The sequence below is a fragment of the Frankia sp. Cppng1_Ct_nod genome, assembly GCF_920656135.1.
GTDB lineage: Bacteria > Actinomycetota > Actinomycetes > Frankiales > Frankiaceae > Protofrankia > Protofrankia meridionalis.
In genome coordinates this window covers 1-11,532 of record NZ_CAKKTK010000049.1, presented here as the reverse complement: position 1 = coordinate 11,532, position 11,532 = coordinate 1, and the positions used below count along the sequence as shown (strand labels likewise).

The window sequence follows — 11,532 nt, the reverse complement described above, 5'->3', positions numbered from 1 at the left end:
ACCAACCGTTGACATTCGTGAAGACCTTCACCCGTTCCGGACATTTCCGCACCGGACTCTGCCGTTTCTGGAATGCGGACGGAGCGAGGAGTGTCCGGGTGCCCGTCCGCGCGTGGACCCGTGACCGCAGCGCCGTGGCTCCGCCGCGTCTGCGCGCGCCACCGCGGCGCAAGGAGGACACCCCGTGCCGGTGCACAGACACAGCCAGGCTCCGACGCAGCCCACCGTCGCGGGTCACCCCGACACCACCGGTTCCGCCGCGGCGGTTCTGCGTGCCGTGCTCGACCACGGGCCGGTGGCCCGCACCCTCGTCGGCCGGGCGACCGGGCTCAGCCCGGCAGCCGTGTCGAGGCAGACCGCGGATCTGATCTCGCTCGGGTTGTTGCGGGAACTACCGCCTCCCAGTACCCCACCCCGCGCCGGCCGGCCCTTCATTCCCCTAGACATCGACACCCGGCACCACGTCGCCTGCGGTGTGCACATCGCGGTGCCGTTCATCACGTTCAGCCTGGTGGACCTGCGCGGCCGGGTACTGGCCCAGGAAAACATCCCCCATCAGGGCGTCGCCGTCGAGGTGCTCCGACAGATCGGCGGGCACCTGCCCGGTTTCATGGCGCGGCACGCCCGGGGAAACCGCCCGATCGGCCTTGGCGTGGTCACCGGTGGCCGGGTGGATCCGCAGCGCGGTGTCATCGTCGAACACGGCCTGCTGGGTTGGCGTGACGTCCCGGTCTGCCAGGCGCTCGCCGCGGTGACGACCCTGCCGGTCTACGTGGACGGCCACGCCCGTGCCCTCGCCCAGGCCGAGATCCTGTTCGGGGATCCACGGGCACGACGAAGCCTGGTGCACCTGTTCGTCGGTAACGTCGTCGACGCGGCGATCGCCACGGGTGGTACGGTGCACCGCGGTCCGCACTCCGGCGCGGGGGACGTTGCCCACCTGTCGTTATCGGACGTGCCGGTGACCTGCCCCTGCGGCCGGTCCGGCTGCGTACAGGCTGCGATTTCCGAACAGACCCTGGTGAAGCGGGCGGTCCGGGACGGAATGATCCCAACACCGGACCTGGGAAGCCTGACGGAGGCGGTCCGGGGAGGCGACCCCCGCGCACGGACGCTCCTGCGGGACCGTCTTCGTCTCATCGGCCGTGTGGTGGCCATGCTCCTGGACATGATCGACCCTGAGGTGCTCGTATTCACCGAATACACCACGATCTTCCTGCCGGAGCTGCTGGCCGACCTGTATGAGGAGATCGCCGCGCATTCACGGGTGTGTACCGACCCCGAGCGTACAGTGCTGTCCAGCCGTTTCGGCCCGCAGGCACTCGCGGTCGCGGCGGGCGCAACGGTGCTCGATGCCGTCCATCGCAGCCCACGGAGCCTGTATCCGGTGTTGCCCGTCCCGATGCGTCCTGGGCCGTCCACGCGTGGGAGTGCCCGGTAATAAGAGCGACAGCAGGCGGGGATCTGGGCGGATGAGATCCAGCTCAGAGGCGCCGGATCAAAGGAGCATGAGGGTCTACATGACCGGAATTATTGTTCGCGATCGCCATATCGATGCCGGCGGCCCGGTGTTCCACTGGTTCCTGCCGACCGGCGGGGACAGCCGTACTCTCGGTGGCCGGGCACACGGGCTCGGTATCGGTGAGCGTGCGCCGGGTTCGGTCGCCGCGCCCGGCAACCGCCCAGCGTCGATGGACTACCTCGCGCAGCTCGCTCGGGCCGTCGACACGCTCGGTTACGCCGGAGTCCTCACGCCGACCGGTGCGCACTGCGAGGACGCATGGGTGGTCACCGCGGCGCTCATCCCGCACACTCGCCGCCTGCGGTTCCTGGTGGCGTTCCGGCCCGGACTGATCGCACCGGCGCTGGCCGCGCACATGGCGGCGACCTTCCAGCGGCTGTCGGCCGGCCGGCTGATGCTCAACGTCGTGACCGGCAGCAGCGGCGCCGAGCAGCGCGGGTACGGCGACCGGCTCGACCACGACGAGCGTTACGCGCGGGCCGAGGAGTTCCTCACGGTGGTGCGCGCGGCGTGGCGCGGGGAGACGTTCGACCACCACGGCCGCCACTTCGACGTCGAGGGGGGTCTGTTGCGCGAGCCGCCCGATCCACTGCCGCGCGTCTACCTCGGTGGGTCGTCCGATGCGGCGGTCGGTGTCGCGGCGCGTCACGCCGATGTCTATCTCACCTGGGGTGAGCCGGTAGCCCAGGTGGCGGAGAAGATCGACCGGGTCCGCGAAGCGGCCGAGCGGTGCGGGCGCGCGATCCGGTTCGGTATCCGGCTGCACGTAATCACTCGGGACACTGCCGCACAGGCGTGGGCCGACGCGGAACGCCTCATCGCGGGACTTGACGCGACTGCCGTCGCGGCCGGTCAGCGCCACCTTCGGGCGCTGGAGTCGATCGGTCAGCACCGGATGCTCGATCTGCACGGCGGCGATCGTTCCCGGCTGCTCGTCGCGCCCAACCTGTGGGCGGGTATCGGGCTGGTTCGCGGTGGCGCGGGTACGGCGCTGGTGGGCAGCCACGAGGAGGTGGCGGAACGGATCGCGGATTACCGACGGGTCGGGATCGAGGAGTTCGTGCTGTCCGGCTATCCCCACCTGGAGGAGGCGTACGCCTTCGCCGAGGGCGTGCTCCCGTTGGTCCGCCAGTCGGTGGATTCGAGCGACCGGGCACCCGCCCGTTCAACCGGTGGCTGACTACTTCCGGGCGAGGTGGGTTTTGTGCTGCTCAACTTTCTCCACTGTATTTATCGACTATGGACAGGGGGGTGTGTCGCGTGTTCTACTATGTATATGAGCAGGGGAGTCGACCTCACAGTGCGGCTGTTTGTGGATCTGGCCCTGGTGTCCGGCGCGGCCTGTCGCTGAACCGGCGGTGATATCACGGGGCCGTTGCCCGGTCGGCCCGCTTTTCTCTTTTCGCGTTCCGTAATTAGCCTTCGCGCCTGGCTTGCGGTGAACGTATGTGAACTCTTTTTCCGCTACTTACCACGTCGTCGATACCTGTAAGGTCGCAGACGGGCGAGCCGTGCGGATGAATCACGTTGTCGGAAATCATGGAAAGGAACCTACGTGACTGCTGTCGCTCACATCAATCCATTTCAGGTCGATGACCTGACCGTCCGGCCGTTGCAGCCGACCATAGGCGCGGAGATCACGGGCATCGATCTCCGCTATCCGTTGACCGATGAGGTGCGTGACGAGATAAAGGCCGCGATCCTGCGGCACAAGGTTGTCTTCTTCCGTGACCAGGAGCTGACCCGTTCCGAGCACGAGGCGTTCGCGCGGCGCTTCGGTCCGCTGTACAGTCACCCCGGCGTGAGCAGGACCAGCACGGACGGCATCACGGCGATCCAGCCGATCGCGGCGGAAAACTTCAAGGAGTACGAAAAGATATATGCCACCCTGGACGCCGACGACGTCTGGGACGGCTACCACTCCGACACCAGTTGGCGGCTGGTGCCGACCTGGGGCGCGGTGCTGCGTGCGGTGACCGTGCCGGAGGTGGGCGGTGACACGATCTGGGTCGACGCTGGGCTCGCCTACAACGGGCTGCCCGACGAGGTGAAGGAACGTCTGGCCGAGCTCCACGTCGTCCACGACTACCGCGCCGCGCTGAACGCCTCCGGTCACGACTACCCGATCGTCGCGCACCCGATCGTACGGGTGCACCGCGAGACCGGTGAGAAGATTCTCTGGGTGAACTTCACGCAACGGCCGTCGCTCATCGGGCTCGACCGGGCCGAGAGCAAGGAATTGCTGACGGTTGTCATCGACCAGTACCGGAAGCCGGAGAACCAGGTCCGGTTCTCCTGGCAACCCGGCTCGATCGCCTTCTGGGACAACCGCGCCGTGGTGCACTACGCGGTACGCAATTACGGCGACTTTCCCCGGGTGCTGGAGCGCATCCTGATCGCCGACGAACCTTTGCACACCGACCTCTGATCGCTACCTGGCGGGTCCGCTGTTACTGGTCGAGCCCGGGCTCGGGCGTAGGCGGGTGGCGTTGGAGGAGCGCCGCCCGATGGGAGCCGAAGACCCGTGCATCCACCTCCCACCAGGGCGCGGTGTGTTCCGGCGCGGTGGGGCCCCGGTCTGATGGCCGGTCGAATCCGGCTGCGCCGGCCCGGTGTGAGCGGTGTGGGCGGTGTGATCGAGCCGGCTTCCGCCCAGTCGGGCAACCCATGCCGGGGCGAGAGTGGGAAGTGCCGCACGGGCGAGCGCCGCGGGCCGGCCGACGGCGAGAAACACAGGCGTGACCAGGAAGAGCCCGAGGATCTGGCCGATGTAGGCCCAGAACAGAACGTGGACGTGGACGTGGACACCGGGCCAGCCCATCGTCAGCACGAGGAGGCTGGTCAGACCTGGCCCGAGGAAGGCGACCGTCCGGACTGCCGGCCATCGACCGCCGCCGGAGTGGACACGTGCCACGCCGCACAGGTAGCCCGCGGCAGCCATCGTGATCAGAGCGAGCGCGACCGGGTCCAGCCTCCGCATGGTCCACACCTGCCCCAGGGATGGGCGCACCGGCCCGTGGTAGCTCCCGACCGTCAGCGGCGCTGCGCCTGCGAGAAGCTGGATCACGCTCGTCACCTGCCCTCCGCAGTGCTTGCACGCCACGCCTCTACCATTACCACAGCCACTGACCGATCGGCTGCCGAAGTTGGTGCATCGGCTTGGGCGCCCTTTCTCTTCTCCGATTCCCGGGACCGCTCCAAACTTGACCGGCGTTCCGGTGTCCGCGGTTTCTGCCGCTCCACGATATGCACCGCCTACGATCACTCCCGGCGCAGGATCGTACCCTCGGCTCCGTCGACCCGGTCCGGTTTGTCAACATCGGGTTCCTGCCCACCGGTAAGGGCACGCACGGCCTGTACCCGACCCGGGACGCGACCGGGATGTACGTAGAGGGGTCACGCGCTACTGTCCTGTTCGGAGGGTCTAAGCCGTGATCCCGACGGCGGGTCAGTGCAAGGAGGAGAATTCACTGTGGGCTTATACCGCCGTGTGGGAAAACGGTTTGTGCCGCTACTCGTCGGAGCCGCGGTAGTGGTTGCGGGTGGGCTCGTCGGCTGTAAGCCGACGCTGGGTTCCGGGGCGACACCGACACCGACACCGACACCGTCGGCCTCCGCCGGTGTGACGCCGGCGCCGAGTGGGCAGCCGGCCGTCGCCGCCACGTTCCCGAACGCCGCCACCACCGGTGTTCCCGCCGGTATCCGTCTTACCCCGTACACGGGCCCTATGATCATCACGCAGGATGGTGCGGTCATAGACGGCCAGCTTATCGATCGCAACACGGGCAGCGGCTACGACGACATGCTGATCATCCGGGCGAAGAATGTACTGATAAAGAACTGTCGTTTCACCAACGCCGGTACAAACCAGGTGAGTGTGGACGACAGCTACCCTGATGCCGGTGTCACCGTTCAGGATTCCGAATTTGCGCCGCCCGCGCCCCCTGACGCCGCTGTTCGAGGCCAGCATTGGACCCTTTTACGTGACAATCTCCACGGCTTCCTCGATGGTGTTCATCCGGACGGTGATAATCGTATCCAGGACAGTTACATCCATGACTTTGTCCAGCCTGCTGCCGGTGAACATGTCGACGGGTCTCAGACGCTGGGCGGAACCGGTAACATCACCTTCGAGCATAACACCATCATTTTTGAGCCGACGCACGACATGGCTGGCGCCATTCAGTTCGGTACCGAGTACGGCAGCACCCATGATGTGACGATCGACGACAATCTGCTGGCCGGTGGAGCCTTCACCATCTATTCCAGTTACGGCCACGCGGGATCCTTCAACATCAGGGTTACCAACAATCATTTTTCCAGCCGCGTCTTCCCAGACTATGGGGCCGATGGGTATCTGTATCCCGGATGGACGAAGACGAGTAACGCCCCCGGCGGTGTCTGGAGCGGCAATGTTGATGCCGATACCGGTGTGGTGATCCCGCTGCCCGACTGAGGGTGAACGTTCGGACTGATCGTGGTCGAGGGCTCACCCGATTGTGGCGATGACGGTGTTGTGAAGGTCGGATCGTACGGGACGCATGCGTCCTGCCGAACGTTGCCCGCAGAAATCCCGGATCCCCCCGTATGGGGCAGAACACGACGAAACCCGTCCCCCACCCCGCCGGTGGTGGATGTGCGACACGAACACCGCGCATCCACCACGCAAAAATCGGAAGCGCAACATTCTCGTGCCGGTGTCGTTCGATGCCGCGGTGGGACGGAACAGGCCGGTGGTGCGGTCGAGCCACCAGCCGATGAGTGCCTCGGTCTGTTCACGAACCGCCGCTCGATGCCTCAGCCTGGGGGTGGATGCCGACTGGTTGGCCGTCCTTGCTGGTCGTGCCGGTCTGTGGGGAGTCGCCGGTTACCGCTGGTGTTGTGGGGGAGTCGCCGGGCGGGTCGTCGCGCAATCCGTGGATCTCCGCCTTGAAGATTCTCAGTGACCGTCCCAGTGAGCGGGCCGCGTCGGGAAGTTTCCGGGAGCCGAACAGGAGCACGAAGACCACCGCGACGATCAGTAGATGCCATGGACCGAACTCGCCCAATCCCATGGGAACTCCTCCATCCAGGGTTGAAGTCGACTTGACTGCTGATGAATTGATCGTAACCGGGTGGTGGGTCGTGCCCGGGGCGAGGAGCCGGTGCCGGTGCGTGAGTTGTCCGGTCTGTCTTCGGAGGGGGAGGTCTGGTTCGCGTAGGCTCTGTTCGTGGTGTCAGGTAGGCGTCTTTTGGAACGGATCGTGGACTTCGGGCGTGGCTGCTGCCTTCCTTCACCCGACGGAATCGGTATGGGTGTTGTGGGCGGCCGTGGAAGTTTCCCTCTTACCGCCGGGAGTACCGTCGCGTGACCGGCGGGCGGTCCGAGCAGACCCGGGATGTCGGTATCTCGCGGCGCGGCATGCTTGCGTGGGCGGCGTCCGGTGTGGTGGGGGTGGCTGCGGGCGGACTCGTTGGATGTTCCAGTCCCGCGCACGCGACACCCCTCCCGGGTCCTTCCGAGGGGCAACGCTCCGATTCCTTCTCCCCGAACGCCGCCACCGACCCCGACGGGATGGCGACCCTTCCGGGTCTGCCGGCGGTATCTGCGGTGCCGGTGCGCGCCAGGCCCGTGTACAAGGTGCATGACCTGCTCCCGAACGCTCCTTCGAACGCGGTGGCCCTGACCATCGACGACGGTCCGGACCCACACTGGACACCCCAGGTCCTCGACCTGCTCCGCCGCCACGGCGCGCAGGCCACGTTCTCCCTGGTCGGTATCGAGGCGCACGCGCAACGTAGCCTGGTCCGGCGGATCATCGTCGAGGGGCATAGCCTCTGCAACCACACCATGACCCACCCCCAGCCGTTCTCCCGTCGCCTTCCCGCGCAGATCGACAAGGAGATCGTTCAAGCCCAGTCCGTCATCGTGGACGCCGCGGCTACCACGCCACAGCTGTTCCGCGCCCCCGGCGGGGACTGGTCGCCCACCGTGCTGGCCACCGTCGCACGCTACGGTATGACCCCGATCGACTGGGACATCGACCCGAAGGACTGGGCCCGTCCCGGCCCCACGCCGATCATCCAGCGTCTCCTCGCGGCGCGTCCCGGTGACATCCTGCTCTGTCACGACGGCGGGGGGAATCGTGCCCAGACCGTCGAGGCCCTGCGCACCGTCCTACCCCGGCTGAAAACCAACGGCCTTACCTTCATCACCCTGTGATCCCGAACTGTCGCTGGTCGCTGGTCGCTGGTCGCTGGTCACTTCTGCCCGACCTGGAAGCGTCGGAGACCGCCCGGCGGCTGCCTCATGTGAGTTCCTCAATGGACGTCCCAGCATAGAGTTCCAGGTCAGCACCGGTTTCTGGGCGTCCGTGGTGGTCGGTACGCACGGTCGGGAGGTACTTGCGGCAGGGTCTTTCTAGTCTTTCCGTTCATGACCACTCTGCTGGCGATCAATCCGCTCGACGCCTCGTCGCTGGTGTCCACGTTTGGTACGGCCGGCATCATTGCCGTCATTTTTGCAGAGACCGGGCTCCTTGTCGGGTTCTTCCTCCCAGGCGACTCGCTGCTGTTCCTCGCCGGGGCATTCTGCGCCACGGATGTGGGGTCGGGCAACCCCCACCTGTCACTTGGACCCGTGCTTGCTGGTATGAGCGTGGCCGCGGTCCTCGGTGCCCAGACGGGATACCTGATCGGCCGGCACGTTGGACCAGTCCTGTTCGACCGCCCGAACTCGCGGATGTTCAGGAGGGAGAACGTCGACCGGGCTCATGAGGTCCTGGAACGATACGGGGTCGGGAAGGCCATCGTGCTGGCGAGGTTCATTCCAGTGGTACGCACCTTCATGAACCCGGTGGTTGGAGTAACCGGAGTCGGCTTTGCGGTGTTCGCAGTATGGAACGCAGTCGGTGGGCTCCTGTGGGCGCTCGGGGTGACTCTGCTGGGTTACGCGCTCGGCAGCTCCAGCCATATTGACGCCTACATCATCCCGATCACGGTGGGAATCGTCGTGGCCTCGGCGGTCCCGGTCGTGCTGGAGTACCGCAGGCAGAAGGGATGCCAGGCGCAGGTTTCTGCCGATCATGTGTGAGGGCATTCGATTCCGATCGATTCACATGATTCTCACATCATCGGAACCCTAGGCTCCGGGCCGTGCGTGTTCTTGTGGTGGAGGACGAACTCCGGATGGCGGCGTTGTTGAAGCGTGGCCTGGAGGAGGAGGGCTATGCCGTCGACGTGGTGAGGCAGGGGCCTGATGCGGTCTGGCAGGCAACCGAGATCCCCTACGACGCGATCGTGCTGGACCTGATGCTGCCGGGCATCGACGGCTTCGAGGTCTGCCGGCAGGTGCGGGCGGCAGGGCGCTGGTCGCCGGTGCTGATGCTGACCGCCCGCGGTGACATCTCCGACCGGATCAGGGGACTGGACGCCGGTGCCGACGACTACGTCCCGAAGCCGTTCAGTTTCGCTGAACTGTCCGCGCGACTCCGGGCACTGATCCGTCGCGGTATGGCGGAACGTCCGACCGAGCTGCGCGCCGGTGACCTCCGCCTGGATCCGGCCGCGCGCCGGGCCAGCCACGGCGATACCGAGCTGGACCTGTCTCCCAAGGAGTTCGCGGTTCTCGAGCTGTTCATGCGTCACCCGGGCGAGGTCCTGACCCGCACGCGCATCCTCGAGCACGTCTGGGACTTCGCCTATGACGGGATGTCGAACGTGGTCGACCAGTACGTCGCGTACCTCAGGCGTAAAATCGATCGGCCGTTCGGAGTCGAACAGCTGGAGACGGTACGCGGTGCCGGTTACCGGCTGCGCCTGCCCGTGGGGACAGGCCGCTGCTGACCGCGGAACAGATCGCCGCGACCCGGGCCGGCCCACTGTTCATCACCAAGGAGATCCTGAAGGAGCGGACACGGCTTCTGGGAGCCCCGGTGCGTGCGGCCACCGGCCCGGTGATCGCCGTCGTAGGTATGGGTACCGACATCACCGACACCGCTGAGGACCACGCGCGGGATGTACTGATCGTCGGTGCGCCGCCCGCGATACTGCTCGCAGGCCTGGGCGCTGGCGGGAGCGGCGCTGCGACCGGTGGAACGGATGCGCCGGCAGGTTGTCGAGATCAGTGAGCACGATACGGCGGCCACTTTGGAGATTCCCGCGACCCGCGACGAGATCGCGGCGTTGGCAACCACCCTCAACGGACTGCTCATGCGCTTGCAGGCGGGGCTCTTACCCGGGAACGCGGGTTCGTCGCCGAGGCCGGCAAGGAGACCGACCGCCTGATCCGGCTCGCCGAGGGCATGCTCCTGCTCGCCCGGGTGGGCGGAGGCTCCGCCGTACTGCGCCCCGCGGCGTTGTCCGTGAGTGACCTGTTGGCGCCTCGGTCCATCGGGCGGACCTGCTCAACGGCGTGGGTACGGTGGGCGCCATCACGGTGTCGGTACGCCTTGACGTACCGGGCGATCTCGTGGTGGTCGCGGACCGTGACCGGTTCCGCCGCGCCGATACAGCGCGTACCCGCGACCGTGGCGGAGCCGGGCCTCGGGCTCCCGATCGTCCGTTCCCTCATGACTGCTCACGGTGGCACCGCGACCGCCTTGAACCATCCCGACGGCGGCGCCGTCATCCGGCTCGTGCTCCCAGTCGTGGCCTGCCATCAGGTCGTTGTCTGAGGCGGAGGGTCGAACACTGCGGTCAGGACCGTGACAAGCACGCTGCTGAGCAGCGCGCCCGACGCCGCGACGAGCAGTAGCGCGAAACCCAGCTCGACGCGGGAGATGCCGGCGAGGTCGACGGCGGTGAGACTGGAACCGACCGTCTGTCTCGTACCGGTGATGTCGGTGACGACAGCATCCGGTCCTGCTACGTCCCGTAGCCAGGACGCGAGCCGTGGCGCAGCGGTGTTGTTGCCGGTGACCAGGAAGGCGCCGACCGCCGGGTTGGAGTCGTCCGGGCGACGTGGTCGGCGTTCGCGACGAAGAAGCTGTCCTTGGGCGCGGTCGGGAACTCCTTGACGATTCCGCCGTAGTGGAAGCTGACCTTCGTCAGGGACTGGGTCCGTTCGTCGCGCAGGTTTTGTATGACGACGGGCGCGTGATTGCCTGTATCGGCACGGGTAGCGCATCCGCGTCCCGAGTATCACGTAGATCCCGGTGGTCCGGGCGCATACGCTGAAATGCCCGGACCGGTAGTTCCGTTGACCTTTTTGTTTCGGGAAACGGGTGCAGGACCCACCTGTTGACCGGTGGGGCGTGTGACGGAGGGGTCACCGGGTACCACTCGGACGGACGCCGTTACGCTTCTTGCCGCCGGTCTCGTCCGAAATCGGAGCGTGCCTGTGTGGACCAACGATGATGCTCGACTGCCCCGGGTGTTGCGCCTGGCAGTCGTTGTCGCCCTGTGGGCCACGGTGGTAGCGGCCTGCGCTGAAGGATCCGGCTCGTCCATACGTGCCGCGGTGCCGGCACGATCTCACGTATCGGCGAACGGGAATCCGGCGGCACTATCGGCTCCCCCGGGAGACGGCGATGGCTCACAACCGGTCGATGTGTATGCCTTTGACGGGGCGAACCGGTTCAGTCCGGCTGTTCGTCACGCGAAGCACCTCGTCTACGTTCCGAACAGCGACAGCAACACCGTCGATGTGATCGATCCGGCGACCTTCAAGGTGATCGACCAATACGTGACCGGCCGCAATCCCCAGCATGTCGTTCCGGCCTGGGATCTGTCGACGCTGTACGTGACCAACGACATGGCCAACAGTCTCACCCCGATCGACCCCACCACCGGCAGGATCAAAGGGTCGAACATTCCGGTCGCGGACCCTTACAACATGTACTTCACCCCGGACGGGAAATATGCGATCGTCGTGGCCGAGGCGTTGCAACGGCTGGACTTCTACGATCCGCACACCTGGCAGCTGCGGATGAAGATCCCAGTCAGCTGCCCTGGTGTCGACCACATCGACTTCGCCGCGGACAACTCGTTCTTCGTCGCGACGTGTGAGTTCTCCGGCAAGTTGGTCAAGA

The 11,532-nt window shown here is 66.3% G+C and carries 12 protein-coding genes; 9 read left to right on the top strand and 3 right to left on the bottom strand.

The genetic code is table 11. The features are described 5' to 3' along the window. Nucleotides 1–184: 184 nt before the first annotated feature. The 3 genes from NBW77_RS14550 (at nt 185) to NBW77_RS14540 (ending at nt 3,950) form a co-directional block, all read left to right on the top strand. On the top strand, nt 185–1,441 hold the full coding sequence (locus NBW77_RS14550) for an ROK family transcriptional regulator (RefSeq protein ID WP_502799488.1): 1,257 nt from the start codon (nt 185–187) through the stop codon (nt 1,439–1,441). A gap of 67 nt (nt 1,442–1,508) precedes the next feature. Beyond that, a complete protein-coding gene (locus NBW77_RS14545) occupies nt 1,509–2,702 on the top strand; it encodes an LLM class flavin-dependent oxidoreductase (protein WP_242605800.1) in 1,194 nt (397 codons plus the stop codon). Between the two features lie 375 nt (nt 2,703–3,077). After that, entirely contained in the window at nt 3,078–3,950 is an 873-nt protein-coding gene (locus NBW77_RS14540; protein WP_242605799.1) for a TauD/TfdA dioxygenase family protein, read from the top strand. Nucleotides 3,951–3,953: 3 nt separating this feature from the next. Here the strand turns inward: NBW77_RS14540 and NBW77_RS14535 are convergent, their stop codons facing one another. Then, nucleotides 3,954–4,598: a cytochrome c oxidase assembly protein gene (locus NBW77_RS14535; protein ID WP_131746614.1), complete on the bottom strand. Its 645-nt coding sequence runs from the start codon at nt 4,596–4,598 to the stop codon at nt 3,954–3,956. A gap of 396 nt (nt 4,599–4,994) precedes the next feature. Between NBW77_RS14535 and NBW77_RS14530 the strand changes: the two genes are divergently transcribed. Beyond that, nucleotides 4,995–5,978, top strand: coding sequence for a right-handed parallel beta-helix repeat-containing protein (locus NBW77_RS14530; protein WP_165486048.1), 984 nt, complete (start codon nt 4,995–4,997; stop codon nt 5,976–5,978). 319 nt (nt 5,979–6,297) lie between these two features. Here NBW77_RS14530 and tatA read toward each other — a convergent pair whose 3' ends face one another. After that, the gene (gene tatA, locus NBW77_RS14525; RefSeq protein ID WP_207386981.1) at nt 6,298–6,576 is read right to left on the bottom strand and encodes a Sec-independent protein translocase subunit TatA; all 279 of its coding nucleotides are present in this window, start codon (nt 6,574–6,576) and stop codon (nt 6,298–6,300) included. 293 nt (nt 6,577–6,869) lie between these two features. On the opposite strand from tatA, the gene NBW77_RS14520 reads away from it, so the two are divergent. From NBW77_RS14520 to NBW77_RS14505, 4 genes are all read left to right on the top strand, one after another. Continuing rightward, nucleotides 6,870–7,724 carry a polysaccharide deacetylase family protein gene (locus tag NBW77_RS14520; RefSeq protein ID WP_242605798.1) on the top strand — a complete coding sequence of 285 codons (855 nt, stop codon included), beginning with the start codon at nt 6,870–6,872 and terminating at the stop codon, nt 7,722–7,724. 213 nt (nt 7,725–7,937) lie between these two features. After that, nucleotides 7,938–8,594 (top strand): DedA family protein, encoded by a 657-nt coding sequence (locus NBW77_RS14515; RefSeq protein ID WP_131746610.1) that lies wholly within the window; start codon nt 7,938–7,940, stop codon nt 8,592–8,594. A gap of 62 nt (nt 8,595–8,656) precedes the next feature. Then, entirely contained in the window at nt 8,657–9,346 is a 690-nt protein-coding gene (locus tag NBW77_RS14510) for a response regulator transcription factor (protein WP_131746609.1), read from the top strand. A gap of 186 nt (nt 9,347–9,532) precedes the next feature. Then, entirely contained in the window at nt 9,533–9,787 is a 255-nt protein-coding gene (locus NBW77_RS14505; RefSeq protein WP_250279880.1) for a HAMP domain-containing protein, read from the top strand. 373 nt (nt 9,788–10,160) lie between these two features. Here the strand turns inward: NBW77_RS14505 and NBW77_RS14495 are convergent, their stop codons facing one another. Further along, a complete protein-coding gene (locus NBW77_RS14495) occupies nt 10,161–10,628 on the bottom strand; it encodes a hypothetical protein (RefSeq protein WP_131746608.1) in 468 nt (155 codons plus the stop codon). Nucleotides 10,629–11,051: 423 nt separating this feature from the next. On the opposite strand from NBW77_RS14495, the gene NBW77_RS14490 reads away from it, so the two are divergent. Beyond that, nucleotides 11,052–11,532 (top strand): YncE family protein (locus tag NBW77_RS14490; protein WP_502799487.1); only part of this gene is annotated, 481 nt, incomplete at its 3' end.

Excerpts from the sequence above, each read along its gene's own strand:
- NBW77_RS14545 (WP_242605800.1), top strand. The coding sequence starts at position 1,509 with ATGAGGGTCTACATGACCGGAATTATTGTTCGCGATCGCCATATCGAT.
- tatA (WP_207386981.1), bottom strand. The coding sequence starts at position 6,576 with ATGGGATTGGGCGAGTTCGGTCCATGGCATCTACTGATCGTCGCGGTG.
- NBW77_RS14515 (WP_131746610.1), top strand. The coding sequence starts at position 7,938 with ATGACCACTCTGCTGGCGATCAATCCGCTCGACGCCTCGTCGCTGGTG.
- NBW77_RS14495 (WP_131746608.1), bottom strand. The coding sequence starts at position 10,628 with ATGCGCTACCCGTGCCGATACAGGCAATCACGCGCCCGTCGTCATACA.